The sequence below is a fragment of the Pseudomonas sp. 43NM1 genome (assembly GCF_002836905.1).
Taxonomy (GTDB): domain Bacteria; phylum Pseudomonadota; class Gammaproteobacteria; order Pseudomonadales; family Pseudomonadaceae; genus Aquipseudomonas; species Aquipseudomonas prosekii.
Genome location: NZ_MKGS01000005.1, coordinates 1 through 18618, shown reverse-complemented (window position 1 = coordinate 18618; position 18618 = coordinate 1). Strand labels below are relative to the sequence as shown.

Annotated in this window: 19 protein-coding genes; 11 read left to right on the top strand and 8 right to left on the bottom strand. The window is 60.0% G+C overall.

Annotation, left to right across the window (positions count from 1 at the left end; genetic code table 11):
- Positions 1-141 precede the first annotated feature (141 nt).
- Positions 142-918 carry an ABC transporter substrate-binding protein gene (locus BI292_RS02610; protein WP_101206884.1) on the top strand — a complete coding sequence of 259 codons (777 nt, stop codon included), beginning with the start codon at positions 142-144 and terminating at the stop codon, positions 916-918.
- Between the two features lie 108 nt (positions 919-1026).
- Here the strand turns inward: BI292_RS02610 and BI292_RS02605 are convergent, their stop codons facing one another.
- The 5 genes from BI292_RS02605 to BI292_RS02585 all read right to left on the bottom strand — a co-directional run bounded on the left by BI292_RS02605 (position 1027) and on the right by BI292_RS02585 (position 6421).
- The gene (locus BI292_RS02605; RefSeq protein WP_092272941.1) at positions 1027-1668 is read right to left on the bottom strand and encodes a transcriptional regulator; all 642 of its coding nucleotides are present in this window, start codon (positions 1666-1668) and stop codon (positions 1027-1029) included.
- A 101-nt stretch (positions 1669-1769) separates the two neighbouring features.
- Positions 1770-2897, bottom strand: a complete 1128-nt coding sequence (locus BI292_RS02600) for an FAD-binding oxidoreductase (protein WP_101206883.1) — start codon at positions 2895-2897, stop codon at positions 1770-1772.
- A 148-nt stretch (positions 2898-3045) separates the two neighbouring features.
- The gene (locus BI292_RS02595) at positions 3046-3993 is read right to left on the bottom strand and encodes an ornithine cyclodeaminase family protein (protein ID WP_101206882.1); all 948 of its coding nucleotides are present in this window, start codon (positions 3991-3993) and stop codon (positions 3046-3048) included.
- 149 nt (positions 3994-4142) lie between these two features.
- Positions 4143-5630: an ATP-dependent RNA helicase RhlB gene (gene rhlB / locus BI292_RS02590; protein WP_101206881.1), complete on the bottom strand. Its 1488-nt coding sequence runs from the start codon at positions 5628-5630 to the stop codon at positions 4143-4145.
- Positions 5631-5764: 134 nt separating this feature from the next.
- The gene (locus BI292_RS02585) at positions 5765-6421 is read right to left on the bottom strand and encodes an alpha/beta hydrolase (RefSeq protein ID WP_101206880.1); all 657 of its coding nucleotides are present in this window, start codon (positions 6419-6421) and stop codon (positions 5765-5767) included.
- Positions 6422-6889: 468 nt separating this feature from the next.
- Here BI292_RS02585 and BI292_RS02580 point away from each other — a divergent pair, with 468 nt between their 5' ends.
- The 9 genes from BI292_RS02580 (at position 6890) to BI292_RS02540 (ending at position 15223) form a co-directional block, all read left to right on the top strand.
- Positions 6890-7921, top strand: coding sequence for an amino acid ABC transporter substrate-binding protein (locus BI292_RS02580; RefSeq protein WP_092272926.1), 1032 nt, complete (start codon positions 6890-6892; stop codon positions 7919-7921).
- A 65-nt stretch (positions 7922-7986) separates the two neighbouring features.
- Positions 7987-9168 carry an amino acid ABC transporter permease gene (locus BI292_RS02575; RefSeq protein ID WP_092272923.1) on the top strand — a complete coding sequence of 394 codons (1182 nt, stop codon included), beginning with the start codon at positions 7987-7989 and terminating at the stop codon, positions 9166-9168.
- A 10-nt stretch (positions 9169-9178) separates the two neighbouring features.
- A complete protein-coding gene (locus BI292_RS02570) occupies positions 9179-10276 on the top strand; it encodes an amino acid ABC transporter permease (protein WP_101206879.1) in 1098 nt (365 codons plus the stop codon).
- A gap of 11 nt (positions 10277-10287) precedes the next feature.
- On the top strand, positions 10288-11052 hold the full coding sequence (locus BI292_RS02565; RefSeq protein WP_092272917.1) for an amino acid ABC transporter ATP-binding protein: 765 nt from the start codon (positions 10288-10290) through the stop codon (positions 11050-11052).
- Between the two features lie 235 nt (positions 11053-11287).
- Positions 11288-11947 carry a FadR/GntR family transcriptional regulator gene (locus BI292_RS02560; protein ID WP_101206878.1) on the top strand — a complete coding sequence of 220 codons (660 nt, stop codon included), beginning with the start codon at positions 11288-11290 and terminating at the stop codon, positions 11945-11947.
- A 58-nt stretch (positions 11948-12005) separates the two neighbouring features.
- Positions 12006-13277, top strand: coding sequence for a CynX/NimT family MFS transporter (locus BI292_RS02555; protein WP_101206885.1), 1272 nt, complete (start codon positions 12006-12008; stop codon positions 13275-13277).
- Between the two features lie 111 nt (positions 13278-13388).
- Entirely contained in the window at positions 13389-13859 is a 471-nt protein-coding gene (locus BI292_RS02550; protein WP_101206877.1) for a nuclear transport factor 2 family protein, read from the top strand.
- A gap of 40 nt (positions 13860-13899) precedes the next feature.
- Positions 13900-14202 (top strand): GIY-YIG nuclease family protein, encoded by a 303-nt coding sequence (locus BI292_RS02545; protein WP_092272908.1) that lies wholly within the window; start codon positions 13900-13902, stop codon positions 14200-14202.
- Between the two features lie 85 nt (positions 14203-14287).
- Positions 14288-15223 (top strand): glutathione S-transferase family protein, encoded by a 936-nt coding sequence (locus BI292_RS02540; RefSeq protein WP_101206876.1) that lies wholly within the window; start codon positions 14288-14290, stop codon positions 15221-15223.
- 159 nt (positions 15224-15382) lie between these two features.
- Here BI292_RS02540 and BI292_RS02535 read toward each other — a convergent pair whose 3' ends face one another.
- Together BI292_RS02535 and yejK are read right to left on the bottom strand one after the other, a co-directional pair.
- Positions 15383-15733, bottom strand: a complete 351-nt coding sequence (locus BI292_RS02535) for a glutaredoxin family protein (protein ID WP_101206875.1) — start codon at positions 15731-15733, stop codon at positions 15383-15385.
- On the bottom strand, positions 15733-16734 hold the full coding sequence (gene yejK / locus BI292_RS02530) for a nucleoid-associated protein YejK (protein ID WP_092272899.1): 1002 nt from the start codon (positions 16732-16734) through the stop codon (positions 15733-15735). The genes BI292_RS02535 and yejK overlap by 1 nt, the downstream gene beginning before the upstream one ends.
- Before the next feature lie 393 nt (positions 16735-17127).
- Here yejK and BI292_RS02525 point away from each other — a divergent pair, with 393 nt between their 5' ends.
- Entirely contained in the window at positions 17128-17409 is a 282-nt protein-coding gene (locus BI292_RS02525; protein WP_007905514.1) for an HU family DNA-binding protein, read from the top strand.
- 202 nt (positions 17410-17611) lie between these two features.
- Here the strand turns inward: BI292_RS02525 and rlmF are convergent.
- Positions 17612-18618, bottom strand: a 1007-nt coding sequence (gene rlmF, locus BI292_RS02520; protein WP_101206874.1) for a 23S rRNA (adenine(1618)-N(6))-methyltransferase RlmF, incomplete at its 5' end; no start/stop codon positions are given.

Sequence of the window (18618 nt, the reverse complement as noted above, 5' to 3'; positions counted from 1 at the left end):
GCCCCCCACCATCCCGCTTGCCCAATTGACCATTTGTACGTAAAAGTCCAGTATGGATTTCCAAGTACAAAAATGTCATCGCACCACGTTCAGCTCTTCTTCTGTCTTGCCAAACCAACAACAACCCGCGAGAGAACAAACATGAAGAAATTCCCCCTCATCACCGGTCTGGCCCTGAGCCTGTTGGCGTGCAGCGCTGCGTTTGCCGCCGACAAGACCCTGCGCATCGGCATCGAAGCGGCTTACCCGCCATTCGCCTCGAAAACTGACAAAGGTGAAATCGTCGGTTTCGACTACGACATCGGCAATGCCCTGTGCGCGCAGATGAAGGCCAAATGCGTGTGGGTCGAAGGCGAGTTCGACGGTCTGATCCCTTCGCTGAAAGTGAAGAAAATCGACATGGCGCTGTCGTCGATGACCATCAACGAAGACCGCAAGAAGTCGGTGGATTTCACCCACAAGTATTACTTCACTTCATCGCGGCTGGTGATGAAGGACGGCGCAGTGGTCGACGATCAATACGCGAGCCTCAAAGGCAAGAATGTCGGCGTGCAACGCGCGACCACTACCGACCGTTTTGCCACCGAGGTGTTTGAGCCGAAGGGCGTCAACGTCAAGCGCTACAGCAACAACGAAGAGATTTACATGGACTTGGCGGCCGGTCGTCTTGACGCGATTTTTGCCGACACCATTCCGCTGAATGACTTCCTGTCGATGCCGCGCGGCAAGGGTTACGCGTTTGTCGGGCCGGAACTCAAGGACCCGAAATACGTCGGCGAGGGCGCCGGGATTGCTGTGCGCAAAGGCAATAGCGAGCTGGTCAGCGAGCTGAACACCGCGATTGATGGCATTCGCGCGAGTGGCGAATATCAGAAGATTTCCGACAAGTATTTCAAGACCGACATCTACGGCGATTGATAGACCGCCTTCGCGGGCAAGCCTCGCTCCTACAGATGGAATGCGGATTCCTGTAGGAGCGAGGCTTGCCCGCGAAGAGGCCCGATAAAACAACCCACCTCTGAAGGTCTAACCCTTCAACTCCTTCAAATGCTTGTAAACCGTCGCCCGCCCCATGTTCAGCACGTTGGCCACATAGTTGGAGGCGCTTTTGCCCTTGAACGCGCCTTCGGCATGCAGCGCCAATACCAGCTCGCGTTTGTGGTCGCGGGTCAGCACGCTCAGGCTCAACTGACGCTCGCGCAGCCAGGCGTGCAGGAAGGTGTTGATGCGCTCCTGCCAGTCATCGCGAAACAGTGAATCGGGTTGCGGGATCAACTTGCTCGGCGACAGGAACAAGTCCAGCGCAGCCTTGGCGTTCTCAAACAGCGAAATATTCAGATTGATGCACAGCACCGCCAGCGGATGACCGTCGCTGTCGCGCAAGACGCTGCTCAGGCTGCGAATCTTCTGACCGTCCCAATTGAGCTTTTCGTACGGCCCGATGTTTCGTTCGCTGACTTCCTCGCTGAGCATGTCTTCCAGCGACGAGTCATCACCGATCTCGCGTTTCGACAAGTTGTTGGCGATGTAATCGACTTTCTGCGTGCGCAAATCGTGCAGCACCACCTCGGCGTGAGGGAAGAACAGCGTGGCGATGGCGTCGGCAATCGCCCGATAGTTGTCGAGAGACGAAGCAGCCAGGGCCGAGTCTGTTTCAGGTGCATTCATACAGGTCACTCCAGGCAACGTCAGCGCCCCATCGAGCAGGGCGCTGGAAGTTTGCCGCAATCGTCTGTGGACGTCACTCACGTCTGACGCAGCCAGGCGCTTCAACCCAGCCGGGCGGGGGAGAGCATCGCCGCGTCGAGGCCGAAGCGGCTGAGTTGTTCCGGCAGCGCTTCACCGCGAACCAGCGCAGCGCTGGCCAGGCCCATCGCCGGCGACGTCTGAATGCCATAACCGCCCTGCGCCGCAACCCAGAACAACCCCGGCACCTGACTATCGAAACCCGCGAGCAAATCACCGTCGCGGACAAAACTGCGCAGCCCGGCCCAGGTCCGTGTCGGTCGGCGGATGGTCAGCGTGGTGGCTTCCTCGATCTGGTAGATGCCCATGGCGATGTCGAGTTCTTCGGGCTGCACGTCGTGCGGTTCGACCGGGTCGGCGTTGGCCGGCGAGCCGAGGAACACCCCGGCGTCGGGCTTCATGTAGAAAGATTCGTCGAGCGCCACCAGCATCGGCCAGTGATGAATGTTCACCCCTTCCGGACCGGCGAAGATGAACGCCGCACGGCGTTTCGGTTGCAGGCCCAGCGCCTGCGCGCCGGCCATCTGGCCAATCTTGTCAGCCCAGGCGCCAGCGGCGTTGATGATCACTGGCGCGCTGAAACGCTGTTCGCCGGTTTCCACCTGCCACTGGCCGTCGGCGTCGCGGGTCAGGCTCAGCACTTCGCTGTTGGTGTGAATCTCGCCGCCATTGCGTTTGATTCCGCGCAAATAGCCTTGATGCAACGCGTCGGTGTCGATGTCGCTGGCGGTCGGGTCGTACAGCGCGCCGTGGACTTTTTCCCGGCGCAGAATCGGCAGGCGGGCGCAGGCTTCATCGGCGGTGAGCAACTGCATTTGCGCCACGGTGGCTTTGGCGCTGAGGTATTGATTGGTCAGCTCGGCCGGGTCTCCGGTGAAATCCACGGTCATTTCGCCGCGTGGCGTCAGCAACGGGTGATCGCAGAAACCACTCGGCGGTGCATCGAAAAAGTCGCGGCTGGCCTGGGTCAGTGCGCGCACTTGCGGCGTGCCGTAAGCGGCCGTGTACAACGCCGCCGAACGTCCGGTCGAGTGATAAGCCGGATGGCTCTCGCGCTCCAGCACGATCACGCGCGCGTGCTGCGACAGCCAATAGCCAGTGGAAGCGCCGGCAATCCCGCCGCCGATGATGATGAAATCTGCCTGGCTCATGAACGTCTCCTGTGGTGCGCAAATGCCGAAATTTTCAAGATCCCTGTAGGAGCGAGGCTTGCCCGCGAAGACGTCAGCACATCCAACATCAACGTCACTGGTACGCCGCCTTCGCGGGCAAGCCTCGCTCCTGCAAGGGATCGCGGTGTTAGTGCTGGAGTTGATAAATCGCATTCGCCAGCGCTATATCTTCCAGGCCCAGGCCAATTGAGCGGAAGAACACATGGCGATCATATTCAGGGCGTTGCACCTGGCCGCTCAACAGCTCGGGCAAGTCTCCGATAATCAGATCCGAATGCCAGCCGTGCTGCTCACTCGCGATCAACATTTCCCCGGCCGCGCCCGGCGTGGTCTGACGATAGTCGCAGAACACCTGCATGTCATTCAGGCGCTGCGGCGGCACTTCGTGGGCGCGCGGCGCGTTGGTGCTGATCGACGTGATCAGCGTCGGTTTGCGCAAACTGGCCGGATCAATCACCGGTCCGGCGGACGAGGTGCACAGCATGACCACGTCAGCATCGTCGATTGCCGCCTCACGGCTGTCGACCAGCTTCAGCCGTGGATCAAGCTGCTGCAAACATGCTCGCGCCTCGGCATCCAGCGAGCGCAAACCGGGTGAGTACAGGTTGATGCTCTGCCAGTCGCGCAGCGTTTTCACGTAATGCAGATGCGCTTGCGCGACTTTGCCGCTGCCGATGATCGCCAGTCGCCGCGCGTTCAGCGGCGCAAGGGCATCGACCGCCACAGCGGTGGTCGCCGCCGTGCGCGCCGTGGTCAATTCGCCGGCATCGCAGAGCAACAGCGGCTGGCCGGTGTGCATCGACATCAGTAGCGTCCACGCGGTCACCAACGGGCCTTGGTCGCGGACGATGTAGGGCGAGGTCTTGATCCCGTAAACGCCATCCTCGGCGAGCACACCCTGAAAATTGATGAAGTCGCCGGCGCCCTTGGGAAATTCCACCCATTGCTGCGGCGGCTGCACGGCTTGCCCGGCAGCGAGGTCGCGGAACAGTTTGCGCAGGATCTGCGGCACGTCGACCTGTGCCAGCAGTTCGCGGGCCTGAGCCTGATTAATCACTTGAGGAGTAGAAGACATGATCGGCTCCGAGCGCGGTGGAAAAACTTGCGAATAAACTAATTTGTCCATTATGGACATTTAGTTGTATCCGACAAGCACCGCTTGGAAGCCGGGCGAAAAAAAAGCGCAGTCCGTTGCCGGCTGCGCCTCTTTCCATGCGTCCTGGGTTACGGGCGCTTGCGCTCGACCGCGCGCAATAGATGCGTCGGTGGCGTTTCACAGCTGATCTTGCGACCCAGCAGCGCTTCGATGGACGGCAACTGATAGGAATCGTCTTCGCCGGCGAAGCTGATCGACACGCCATCGGCGCCTGCGCGGCCAGTACGGCCGATGCGGTGCACGTAATCGTCCGGCACTTCCGGCAGGGTGAAGTTGATCACGTGGCTGATGCCGTCGATGTGAATGCCGCGACCGGCAACATCGGTGGCCACCAACACGCGAATCTTGCCTTCGCGGAACCCTTCGAGCGTCTTGATGCGCTTGTGCTGCGGCACGTCGCCCGACAGTTGCGCGGCGTTGACGCCGTCGCGCACCAGGCGTTCTTCGATGCGCCGCACTTCATCCTTGCGGTTGGCGAAGACCATCACCCGCTCCCAACCGTTATCGGTCACGAGGTTGTAGAGCAATTTGTATTTGTCGGCACCGGCCACCGCGTAGATGTGTTGCTCGACGTTTTCGCTGGCGACGTTCTGCGATTCGATCTCGACGATCGACGGCTCGGTGGTCCATTGCTTGGCGAGGTTCATCACGTCTTCGGTGAAGGTCGCGGAGAACAGCAGCGTCTGGCGCTCGTTCTTCGGCGGCGTCTGACGAATGATCTGCCGCACTTGCGGGATGAAACCCATGTCGAGCATGCGGTCGGCTTCGTCGAGGACCATGACTTCGACCATGTCCAGATGCACGTCGCCGCGCTGGTTGAAGTCGAGCAAACGGCCCGGCGTGGCGACGAGGATGTCGCAGTGGCGCGCTTCGAGGTGCTTGAGCTGCTTGTCGAAATCCATGCCGCCGACAAACGTCATGACGTTGAGGCCGGTGTACTTGGTCAGGTCGGCGGCGTCCTTGGCGATCTGCACCACCAGTTCGCGGGTTGGCGCGATGATCAGCGCCCGCGGTTCACCCATGTAGCGTTCCTTGGGCGGCGGGGTTTCCAGCAACTGGGTGATGATCGAGATCAGGAACGCGGCGGTTTTGCCGGTGCCGGTCTGGGCGCGACCGATGGCGTCTTTGCCGGCCAGGGTGAAACCGAGGACTTGCGCCTGGATCGGCGTGCAATACGGGAAACCCAGGTCCTGGATGGCGTGCATCAGTTCCGGGGCGAGTTTGAAATCGTGGAAACGGGTTTTACCTTCCATCGGCTCGACGGCGAAATCTTCGAGCTTCCAGGGAATGACCGGCGCTTTCGGCTTCGGTTCGCGACGCGGTTTTACCGGTTTTGGCGCTTCGCTGAGCGGCAGTTCCGCAGCGATGGCTTCGACGGGTGGGGCGGCCGGTGTGGTCACAGGCTCGTGTTTCGGTGCCGCTACAGCAGCGGTCCGGCCAGGCTGACGACCGTCGGTGCGGTGGCTGGGGGTTGGAGACGCAGCGCTGGCGACTGGCGCGAGCTGCTCAGCCTCGCTTTTACCGAACATTTTTTTGAGTGCTTTGAGCACGGTCATCTCATCGATTGGTTAAGGAATGTACGCCGGCCAGTGTAATGCAAGAATCGGGCGCGGCGTAGCGGGATGATTAAACGAGGGTCGTTTCCTATTAATAGGCAGCGCTTTAACAGGTAGCGCTGACAAACAGTCAGTTAACCCAAGCGCTCGGCGAGCCAAGTGCCGATATCGCGAATTTCTTCGGGTAACACTTCGTGGCCCATTGGGTATTCCTGCCATGTCACGGTGACACCACGCAGCTTCAAATGCTCGTAAGCGCTGCGGCCCATGGCGTTTTGCACCACCTCATCGTACTGGCCGTGAAGGCACAGCACCGGAATGCGCTGCTGGCTGGCCGACAACTGCAGTTCATCGCTGAACGTCGGTGCATAAGTCGACAGGGCTAGTACGCCACCGAGCGTGCCTTCCAGTTTGAGGAAAGCACTGTGTAACACTACCGCGCCGCCCTGGGAAAACCCGGCGAGAAAAATCCGCGAGGCGTCTATTCCGCTGGCCTTCTGCTCTTCGATCAAATCAATGACCATTTGCGACGACTCATCCAACTGTTCGCGGCTGATCGCGCGGGCCGGGTTCATGGCCAATATGTCGTACCAGCTCGGCATCTCGTAACCACCATTAATGGTCACTGCGCGGGTCGGCGCCTGGGGCAAAACGAAGCGTGTGGTCAGGAGAGTCTCCTGCAACGCCTCGGCCACCGGAAGGAAGTCGTAGCGGTCGGCGCCCAGGCCGTGCAGCCAGATTACGCAGGCGTCTACGGGCTTGCCGGGCTGAAGAATCAAGGGCTGGGTCATGTCTGCTCCAAATGTGTGCGTGCGCTCTCATTGAGTGCGTGATTCGAGGGCGCGGTTGGTTTATCCGTTAAGAAGATGTCGCAAGGCTACAAGTTTTGCTATTGACCTGTCGCTGAATCGCTTGAGCGAGCGGTGTGGTACGGGCTTTGCTATGGGGAAACCGGTGCAACCAATCTCGCCCCTGGCGGTAACACTATCAGGGTACTGCTGGTGGCGGGATAGCAAAGAATCCGGTGATGGATGTTCGCCAGTGGCCGTTACGGGCTTCGCGAACGTGAAAGGGCTACAGCCCGTTCGGCCGATTGGTGAGAAGCGAGTGGTCCACGGTGTGGATTTTCTCCTAATAGACTCATAGCTAGGTCCTGAAGTCGGTTGACCCCAAAAAAAGCCAACACGGGTCGACAACGCCTCAAAAGGGTGCGACTGGACTCACGCTCCGACACAACAAGAGCAAAACTGGAGGTTTGAATGAAAATGTTGAAATCCACCCTGGCTATCGTGACTGCAGCTGCAGTGCTCGGTGTCAGCGGGTTCGCTCAGGCGGGTGCAACCCTGGATGCAGTGCAGAAAAAAGGTTTCGTACAGTGCGGTGTGAGTGACGGTTTGCCGGGTTTCTCGGTTCCGGACTCCACCGGCAAGATCCTCGGGATCGACGCTGACGTTTGCCGCGCTGTGGCCGCTGCCGTATTCGGCGACGCAAACAAGGTCAAGTTCAGCCAGTTGAACGCCAAGGAGCGCTTCACCGCGTTGCAGTCCGGCGAGATCGACATCCTCTCCCGCAACACCACCATGACCAGCTCGCGTGACGCCGGCATGGGCCTGAAATTCCCTGGCTTCATCACTTACTACGACGGCGTTGGCTTCCTCGCCAACAGCAAGCTGGGCGTGAAAAGTGCCAAGGAACTGGATGGCGCAACCATCTGCATCCAGGCCGGTACCACCACCGAACTGAACGTGTCCGACTACTTCCGCGCCAACGGCCTGAAGTACACCCCGATCACTTTCGACACCTCCGATGAAAGCGCCAAGTCGCTGGAATCCGGTCGTTGCGACGTGCTGACTTCCGACAAGTCGCAGCTCTACGCACAGCGCAGCAAACTGGCTGCACCGAAAGACTACGTGGTACTGCCGGAAACCATTTCCAAAGAACCACTGGGTCCAGTCGTGCGTAACGGCGATGACGAGTGGCTGGCGATCGTTCGCTGGGTTGGCTACGCGCTGTTGAACACCGAAGAAGCCGGCATCACTTCGAAAAACGTTCTGGAAGAAGCCAAGTCGACCAAAAACCCTGACGTTGCCCGTATGTTGGGTGCTGACGGCGAATACGGTAAAGACCTGAAACTGCCGAAGGACTGGGTCGTCAAGATCGTTTCCCAAGTCGGCAACTACGGCGAAATCTTCGAGAAAAACCTCGGCAAGACTACTCCGCTGGAAATCGACCGTGGCCTGAACGCCCTGTGGACCAACGGCGGCATTCAATACGCACCACCAGTGCGCTGATGGTTCTGTCACCCGGTGGGCCAACCACCGGGTGATGTTCTGTTCCATTCTTTGCGGGGCACTTCATGCAAAAATCAATCGGCGCGCCAAAGCAGAGGCTCAGCCTCAGCGATCCAAAAGTGCGTGCGTGGCTATTTCAGATCATCACCATCGTCGCGGTCGTCGCGATGGGCTGGTATCTGTTCGACAATACGCAAACCAACCTGCAACACCGGGGCATCACTTCCGGCTTCAGCTTTCTGGACCGCAGTGCCGGGTTCGGCATCGCGCAACACCTGATCGACTACACCGAATCGGACACGTATGCCCGGGTGTTTGTCATCGGTCTGCTCAACACCCTGCTGGTGACGTTTATCGGCGTGATCCTGGCAACGCTGCTCGGGTTTATCGTCGGCGTGGCGCGGCTGTCGCCGAACTGGATCATCAGCAAGCTGGCGACGGTTTACGTGGAGGTTTTCCGTAACATTCCGCCGCTGCTGCAAATCCTCTTCTGGTACTTCGCCGTATTCCTGACCATGCCGGGGCCGCGCGCCAGCCACAACTTCGCGGACACGTTCTTCGTCAGCAGCCGTGGCTTGAACATGCCGGCCGCGTTGGCAGCGGACGGTTTCTGGGCGTTCGTCGTCAGCGTCGTCATCGCCATCGTGGCCATCGTGCTGATGTGCCGTTGGGCCAATAAACGTTTCGAAGCGACCGGCGTGCCGTTCCACAAGTTCTGGACCGGGCTGGCGATCATCATCGTCATTCCCGCGCTGTGCGCACTGATCTTCGGCGCGCCGCTGCACTGGGAAATGCCTGAGCTCAAAGGCTTCAACTTCGTCGGCGGCTGGGTGTTGATCCCGGAACTGCTGGCGTTGACCCTGGCGCTGACCGTTTACACCGCAGCGTTCATCGCCGAAATCGTGCGTTCCGGCATCAAGTCGGTCAGCCACGGCCAGACCGAAGCTGCGCGTTCGCTCGGGCTGCGCAACGGGCCGACGCTGCGCAAGGTGATCATTCCGCAAGCCCTGCGCGTGATCATCCCGCCGCTGACCAGCCAATACCTCAACCTGGCGAAAAACTCCTCGCTGGCGGCCGGTATCGGTTACCCGGAAATGGTTTCGTTGTTTGCCGGTACGGTGCTTAACCAGACCGGGCAGGCGATCGAAGTAATTGCCATCACCATGAGCGTGTACCTGGCGATCAGTATCAGCATTTCCCTGCTGATGAACTGGTACAACAAGCGCATTGCGCTGATCGAACGGTGAGGAAACGCGCATGACATCCCATACTTTCAAACCTGACATGCCACCGCCGAGCAGCAGCATCGGCGTGGTGGCGTGGATGCGCGCAAACATGTTCTCCAGCTGGATCAACAGCCTGCTGACCCTGTTCGCGTTCTACCTCATCTACCTCGTCGTGCCGCCGATCCTGCACTGGGCAATCCTCGACGCCAACTGGGTCGGCACCACCCGCGCCGACTGCACCAAGGAAGGCGCCTGCTGGGTGTTCATCCAACAGCGTTTTGGCCAGTTCATGTACGGCTACTACCCGACCGAACTGCGCTGGCGCGTCGACCTGACCGTGTGGCTGGCGGTGATCGGCGTGGCGCCGTTGTTCATCTCGCGCTTCCAGCGCAAAGCGGTCTACGGCCTGAGCTTTCTGGTGGCGTACCCGATCATTGCGTTCTTCCTGTTGCATGGCGGCATCTTCGGCATGACCAACGTGGCGACCAGCCAATGGGGCGGCTTGATGCTGACCCTGGTGATCGCCACTGTCGGGATTGCCGGTGCATTGCCGCTGGGGATTGTGCTGGCGCTGGGTCGTCGTTCGAACATGCCGGCAATTCGTGTGGTCTGCGTGACCTTCATCGAATTCTGGCGCGGCGTGCCGTTGATCACGGTGCTGTTCATGTCCTCGGTGATGCTGCCGTTGTTCCTGCCTGAAGGCATGAACTTCGACAAATTGCTGCGCGCACTGATCGGCGTGATCCTGTTCCAGTCGGCCTACGTGGCGGAAGTGGTGCGCGGCGGTCTGCAAGCGATCCCTAAAGGTCAGTACCAAGCGGCCGCCGCAATGGGCCTCGGTTACTGGCGCAGCATGGGCCTGGTGATTCTGCCGCAAGCCCTGAAAATGGTGATCCCCGGCATCGTCAACACCTTCATTGCGCTGTTCAAGGACACAAGCCTGGTGATCATCATCGGCCTGTTCGACTTGCTCAACAGCGTCAAACAAGCCGCCGCCGACCCGAAATGGCTGGGCATGGCGACTGAAGGCTACGTATTCGCGGCCCTGGTGTTCTGGATTTTCTGTTTTGGTATGTCCCGCTATTCCATGCATTTGGAACGTAAGCTGGACACTGGCCACAAGCGTTAGGAGCGTAGTTTATGAGTGAAGCGATCAAACAGCCTGTGAGCCCTGAAGGCATTATTCAGATGCAGGGCGTGAACAAGTGGTACGGCCAGTTCCACGTGTTGAAAGACATCAACCTTAATGTCAAACAGGGTGAACGTATCGTCCTGTGCGGGCCGTCGGGTTCGGGCAAATCGACCACCATTCGTTGCCTCAATCGTCTGGAAGAACACCAGCAGGGGCGCATTGTGGTGGACGGCGTGGAGCTGACCAACGACCTCAAGCAGATCGAAACGGTGCGCCGCGAAGTCGGCATGGTGTTCCAGCACTTCAACCTGTTCCCGCACCTGACCATCCTGCAGAACTGCACGCTGGCGCCGATGTGGGTGCGCAAGATGCCCAAGCGCAAGGCTGAAGAAATCGCCATGCATTACCTGGAACGCGTACGCATTCCGGAGCAGGCGCATAAATTCCCGGGGCAACTGTCCGGCGGTCAGCAACAGCGTGTGGCGATTGCCCGCGCCTTGTGCATGAAACCGAAAATCATGCTGTTCGACGAACCGACTTCGGCGCTCGATCCCGAGATGGTCAAAGAGGTGTTGGACACCATGATCGGCCTGGCTGAAGACGGCATGACCATGTTGTGCGTGACCCACGAAATGGGTTTCGCGCGCACCGTGGCCAACCGCGTGATCTTCATGGACAAGGGCGAAATCGTCGAACAAGCGGCGCCGAACGACTTCTTCGACAACCCGCAGAACGATCGGACCAAACTGTTCCTGAGCCAGATTTTGCATTGATTCAGTACAGGCATTGAGAAAAACCCGGACTTGTTCCGGGTTTTTTTATGCCTGGATTCCAGAGCATTGTAGGAGCGAGGCTTGCCCGCGAAAGCGTCATGTCAGGGACAGATATGCAGCTGACACCCAGCCTTCGCGGGCAAGCCTCGCTCCTACGGGGGCATTGCGTTACAAAAGATTGCTGACTAACATGTCAAAAAATTCATCCTATGATTGGATGAAAGGGCGAATTCTTATGTCTGACATGTCTCCACTGATCAAACGTTCCCTGGTCGATCAGGCTCTGGACCAACTGCGCCAACGCATTACTGCAGGCGTCTGGGCGGTCGGCGAGCGCCTGCCGACCGAACCCGAGCTGTCCGCCGAACTCGGCATCAGCCGCAACACCGTGCGCGAAGCCATGCGCGTCTTGGCGTTTTCCGGGTTGATCGAAATCCGCCAGGGTGATGGCAGTTACCTGCGCGCGATCATCGACCCGCTCGACACCATGAAGGCCCTGTCGCGCTGCTCGCTCGAACAGGCGCGAGAAACCCGGCACATCCTCGAAGTCGAAGCCATCGGCCTCGCTGCACTGCGCCGCACCGACGAAGACCTCGTCGCGTTGCGCGAAGCCCTGGGCGTCAGCGGCAGTCATTACCACGGCGATCTCGACAGCTACATCGCCTGCGATCTGGTGTTCCACCGGCGTCTGGTCGATGCCGCACACAACCCGACGCTCAGCGAGTTGTATCGCTACTTCTCAAGCATCGTCGGCGCGCAATTGCGCCAGACCTTGAACATCACCCCACGACGCCAGGAAGTCTTCGATCTGCACGTCGAATTGCTCGACGCCGTCGAGCAACGCGACCCGGAACGGGCCAAAGCCCTGTCGAGGCAGTTGATCAATGAACCTTGAAACCAAGCACCTTGAAACCAAGCACTTTGAAACCAAGTACTTTGAAAACGAGAACCCCATGCCTGCCAAGCACAGCCATCTCCCCGCAAACAAGCTCGAAGAGCTGCTGATCGACGCCGAGGCCGATGACGAAACGGTCCAGCGCAGTCAGCCGCTTCTGCGCCGGCCGTGGCTGTTATTGCTCGGGCTGATCCTGGTCGCGCTGAACCTGCGCCCGGCGTTGTCGAGCATGGCGCCGATGCTCAGCGACGTCTCGAAGACGCTCGGATTGTCCGCCGCGCAAGCCGGTTTGCTGACCACGTTGCCGGTGCTCTGCCTCGGTTTGTTCGCGCCACTGGCGCCGATCCTCGCGCGGCGTTTTGGCGCCGAACGCGTGGTGCTGGGGATTCTTTTGACGTTGGCTGGCGGGATTATCCTGCGCAGTTCTTTCGGTGAAATCGGCCTGTTCGCCGGCAGCGTCATGGCCGGCGCGAGCATCGGCGTGATCGGCGTGTTGTTGCCGGGCATCGTCAAACGCGACTTCCCGAAACAGGCCGGCACCATGACCGGTGTCTACACCATGGCGCTGTGTCTGGGCGCGGCGATGGCGGCGGGCGCGACCGTGCCGCTGAGCGAACACTTCGACCAGAGCTGGGCGTTGGGTCTTGGATTTTGGGTGATTCCGGCGCTGGTCGCGGCGATTTTCTGGTTGCCGCAAGTCGGCCAGAAACACGGCTCGCACAACGTTGCCTACCGGGTTCGCGGTTTGTTGCGCGATCCATTGGCCTGGCAAGTAACGCTCTATATGGGCCTGCAATCGTCGCTGGCGTACATCGTGTTTGGCTGGTTGCCGTCGATCCTGATCGGCCGTGGACTGACGCCGACCCAGGCCGGTCTGGTGCTGTCGGGCTCGGTGATCGTGCAACTCGCCAGCTCACTGGCCGCACCGTGGCTGGCAACGCGCGGCAAGGATCAGCGTTTGGCGATTGTCATCGTCATGTTGCTGACTCTCGGCGGCCTGTTCGGCTGCCTCTACGCGCCGATTGAAGGTTTGTGGGGCTGGGCGATTCTGCTCGGTCTGGGGCAGGGCGGCACGTTCAGCCTGGCGCTGACCTTGATCGTGCTGCGTTCGCGTGATTCGCATGTCGCCGCCAACCTGTCGAGCATGGCCCAGGGTTTCGGCTACACCTTGGCGTCGATGGGGCCGTTCGCGGTCGGCATCGTCCACGACTTGACCGGTGGCTGGAATGCACTGGGCTGGATCTTCGGCATCATCGGCCTCGGCGCAATCGTCGCCGGGCTCGGCGCCGGGCGTTCGCTGTACGTGCAAGTCACCAGCGAAAAAGTCTGACGCGCGCACACTGTCGGCATTCGGCCCACGAATGCCGATAGTGTTTCGCGTCTTTGCAGATTATCGTGCAGCCATCCTTTCCAGCCATTCGCCGCCGCACGGAGCCTGCCCATGAGTGACGCCCACAACGCTTTGATCAGCCGTTTCTACGAGGCTTTCCAACGCCTGGACGCCGAAGCGATGAGCGCCTGCTACGCCGATGACGTGGTGTTCAGTGATCCGGCGTTCGGCGAGTTGCGTGGCCGCGATGCCGGCGACATGTGGCGCATGCTCACCACCCGCGCCAAGGACTTTTCCCTGACCTTCGACAACGTGCGCAGCGACGAGCGCACGGGCGGCGCCCATTGGGTCGCGACTTACCTGTTCAGCCAGACCGGCAACACCGTGGTCAATAACATTCAGGCGCGATTTGTTTTTCGCGACGGCAAGATCTGCGAGCACCACGACCACTTCGACCTGTGGCGCTGGTCGCGTCAGGCGCTTGGTACCAAAGGTCTGTTGCTGGGCTGGACGCCGCTGGTGCGCAACGCCGTGCGCGCGCAGGCGTTGAAGGGGCTGAGGGCATTCCAGGCCAGTCGCTGATAAGATCGCCGCTTGTTTTCTTTCAAGCCTTGATCGCCACGTGAACACCCTCAGCGAAATCCCCGCCGACGCCCAAGCCCCGGTGAGCAAACCCTGGTTTGTTTACCTGGTGCGCGCGGCCAACGGTTCGCTTTACTGCGGGATCAGCAACGATCCGCTGCGCCGTTTTGCCACGCACCAGAGCGGCAAAGGCGCGCGCTACTTTCTCTCCAGCCCGGCCGTGGCGCTGGTTTACACCGAACTGTGCCGCGACAAAAGCGATGCGCTGCGCCAGGAACGGCTGATCAAAAAACTCAAGAAAAGCGCCAAGGAATGCCTGGTGCAGACTTATCAATCTGACTGATAAGTTCCCATCACGCCGAGCCGTAGGCCGCCAATCAATTGCAGGCTAAGCTGCGAATTCCTTTATCCGTGCGGCGGAGCCGAGCATGTCAGAGCTGATTCTTCACAACTACCCGACATCCCCTTTTGCCGAAAAGGCCCGTCTGCTGCTGGGCTTCAAAGGCCTGTCGTGGCGCTCGGTGAAGATCTCGCCGGTGATGCCAAAACCTGATCTGACCGCATTGACCGGCGGCTATCGCAAGACCCCGGTGTTGCAGATCGGCGCCGATATCTACTGCGACACCGCGTTGATCGCGCGGTGTCTGGAGCAGGAAAAAGCCTTGCCGGCGTTCTTCCCGGAAGGTCAGGAAATGATCGCCGCGAGTTTCGCTGCGTGGGCCGATTCGGTGGTGTTCCAGCACGCGGTGAGCCTGGTGTTCCAACCGGAATCGATCGCCGTGCGCTTCGGCAAACTGCCGCCGGAAGCGATCAAGGCATTCCTCGCCGACCGCGCCGGTTTGTTCAGCGGTGGCAGCGCCACCAAGTTGTCCGCCGAGCAGGCGCGCCATCAGTGGCCGACCATCATGGGACGCCTGGAGTTGCAGCTGCAGCGTGAGCAGGGCGATTACCTGTTGGGTGAACCGTCGATTGCCGACTTCGCGTTGGCGCATTGCCTGTGGTTTCTCAAAGCGACGCCGGTGACTGCACCGCTGGTGGACGCGTATCCGGCGGTGTCGGCGTGGTTTGCGCGGGTGATGGGCTTCGGTCATGGCGCGTTCAGCGAGATGACCGCCGAAGAGGCCCTGGAGGTATCGCGCAATGCCACGCCGGCGGCGTTGCCGGATGAGCAGTTCGCTGAGCCGAACGGTTTTGAAGTCGGCCAGCAAGTGCTGATCGCGGCGACCGATTACGGCGTGGATCCGGTGGCCGGCGAGTTGGTGTTTGCCGGACGTGAGGAATTGATCCTGCGCCGCGAAGATGAGCGCGCGGGCGTGGTGCATGTGCACTTCCCGCGGTTTGGGTTTCGGATCGAAGCGCGGTAAATAAACTTCCTGTCCTGCACAACTGTGGCGAGGGGGCTTGCCCCCGTCTGAGTGCGCAGCGCTCACAAAATGGCATTGATGGCGAAGGACTTTGGGGCTGCTGCGCAGCCCAACGGGGGCAAGCCCCCTCGCCACAGGGATCAAGTGCAGTTGGGCGGGTTATTTCAGGGCAGCGAGGATCTGGTCCGGGTCATAGCCGCGGATCAATGTGCCGTTCACATCAATCAACGGAATCCCGCGTCCGCCCAGCGCCTCATACGCCTTGCGCGCTTCGGGATTTTTCTCGATGTCGAATTCCTGATACGGAATGCCTTTGGAATCGAGAAAACGCCGGGTCAGTTTGCAGTAGCCGCACCAGTCGGTCGCGTAGAGCACCACGTTAGCCTTGGCCTGCGTCTGCTCCGACACCACTTGCGTAGGGTGAATCAGCCGCTCGATCTTGCCCCAGTTCTGGTAAACCACGACCACCAGCAGGATCAGCAGGAATTTCTTCAGCACCCGGCCGAGCATCAGCGGCGCTTCAACTGATCGGTGAGTTGCGTCGGCAAGCCCTTGATGATCAGCGTGCCGGCCTCTTCGTCGTATTCGATCTTCGAGCCCAGCAGGTGCGCTTCAAAGCTGATCGACAGCCCCTCGGCGCGCCCGGTGAAGCGGCGAAACTGGTTGAGCGTGCGCTTATCTGCCGGAATCTCCGGCGACAAACCGTAATCCTTGTTGCGGATGTGATCGTAGAAGGCTTTCGGGCGCTCCTCGTCGATCAGTTCCGAGAGTTCTTCGAGGCCCATCGGCTCGCCGAGTTTGGCCTGGCTGCTGGCGTAATCGACCAGGGTCTTGGTCTTCTCGCGCGCGGATTCTTCCGGCAAATCTTCGCTTTCGACGAAGTCACTGAAGGCCTTGAGCAGCGTGCGGGTTTCGCCGGGGCCGTCGACGCCTTCCTGGCAACCGATAAAGTCGCGGAAATACTCCGAGACCTTCTTGCCGTTCTTGCCTTTGATGAACGAAATGTACTGCTTGGACTGTTTGTTGTTCTGCCACTCCGACACGTTGATCCGCGCCGCCAGGTGCAATTGGCCGAGGTCGAGGTGGCGCGACGCGGTCACGTCGAGTTCCTCGGTCACCGCCACGCCTTCGCTGTGGTGCAGCAGGGCGATGGCCAGGTAATCAGTCATGCCTTGCTGGTAGTGGGCGAACAACACGTGACCGCCGACCGACAGGTTGGATTCTTCCATCAGCTTTTGCAGGTGTTCCACCGCGACCCGGCTGAACGCCGTGAAGTCCTTGCCGCCGTCGAGGTATTCCTTCAGCCAGCCGCTGAACGGATGCGCCCCGGACTCGGCGTGGAAGAAACCCCAGGCCTTGCCTTGTTTGGCGTTGTAGCTCTCGTTGAGGTCGGCGAGCATGTTCTCGATGGCCGTGGACTCTGCCAATTCAGAGTCGCGAGCGTGCAGAACTGCGGGCGTGCCGTCGGGTTTTTTGTCGATCAGGTGGACGATGCAATGGCGGATCGGCATGGGCTTCTCGGCTGATTGAAGAGAGGAGGGCGCGCTCCCCAAAAAGTGCCAAGTGTACCGCAACCACTGGTTTTGGCGCGGCTCGAAGGGCAATTCGCCGGTGTGCGGCGGGCCTTATGCGCTTTTTTAGCGGTTTAGAGCAATAAAGCTGACCAATTGGGTAGCTAGAGGCGGATATTTCCCCGTCTCTGTGCTAGTTTTGCCCGGTCTTACGCGAAGTCACTGCGTTAAGCGTGCATTCAGCATTTGTCAGGTCGAACCAAACCCTGATTTCGGTATCTATAACCCCGATCCCGTGGTTATTGGCCGAGGGTGCCAGATCCAGAAGATCGGGCTCGATGGCTGACACTGCACTCTGCAATCCATATGAATTTGATAGGGAAGGAACACTACATGGCTCTTACTAAAGACCAACTGATCGCCGACATCGCTGAAGCTATCGACGCGCCAAAAACCACCGCGCGTAACGCTCTGGACCAACTGGGCCAAATCGTTGCTGATCAGCTGGAAAACGGCGGCGAAATCACTCTGCCAGGTATCGGCAAACTGAAAGTGACTGAGCGTCCTGCCCGTACTGGCCGTAACCCTTCGACTGGCGCTGCCATCGAAATCGCTGCCAAGAAAGTTATCAAGCTGGTTGTGGCCAAAGGCCTGACCGACGCTGTTAACAAGTAAGACGCAGTAATAAAAAGCCGTGCTCCGGAGCAATCCGGGCACGGCTTTTTTGTGTCTGTGATTTGGCCTTTCAGACACCTGCAAACCAATGTAGGAGTGAGCCTGCTCGCGATGGCGGTGCATCAGTCGACATCATCGTCAATTGACACGCCGCCATCGCGAGCAGGCTCACTCCCACAATTGATCTGCAGTGGTCAGTGACTTAGCCCTTGCGAACCCAGCGCTCGCGCCACACTTGCTGTTCGGATTTGGTCTGGAAGGTCCACGCGACAAAGCGGCTTTGCTTCTGACCCTGAGACATCTCAACCACCTGGCTTTCGAGCACGCCAGCCTTTTTCAGCGCAATCTGGATCGCCGGCAGGTTCGAGGCTTTCGACACCAGCGTGCTGAACCACAGCACTTTGTGCTGGAAGTGCGCGCTCTCGGCAATCAGTTGCGTGACGAAGCGCGCTTCGCCGCCCTCGCACCACAATTCCGCCGATTGGCCACCGAAGTTCAGCACCGGCAGTTTGCGTTTCGGGTCGGCGCGGCCCAAGGCGCGCCATTTGCGCTCGCTGCCCTTGGTCGCTTCGTCCATCGAGGCGTGGAAGGGCGGGTTGCACATGGTCAGGTCAAACCGTTCGCCCGGCTCGAGCAAACCCAGGAGGATGTGCTTGGGGTTGGTTTGCTGGCGCAACTGAATGGCTTTGTTCAGCCCGTTGGACTGGACGATGGCTTTGGCTGCGGCGACAGCCGTCGGGTCGATTTCCGAACCGAGGAAGTGCCAGCGGTAGTCGCTATAACCGATCAGCGGATAAACGCAGTTGGCGCCCATGCCGATATCCAACACCTTGACCGGCGCACCGCGCGGGATCTCGCCGTCGTTGACGCTGGCCAGCAGGTCGGCGAGGAAGTGCACGTAGTCAGCACGCCCCGGCACCGGCGGGCACAGGTAATCGGCCGGAATGTCCCAATGCGCCACGCCATAAAACGACTTGAGCAGCGCCCGGTTGAACACGCGCACCGCGTCGGGGCTGGCGAAGTCGATGCTTTCCTTGCCGTACGGGTTGGTGATCACGAACTTCGCCAGTTCCGGCGTGCTCTTGATCAGCTCCGGGAAGTCGTAGCGACCCTGATGGCGATTGCGCGGGTGCAGGCTGGCCTTCGGACGTGGTTCCACGGCTTTGGCCGGGGTGGCGGAGTCAGGCTTCTTGCGCGCGGGGCGGGGAG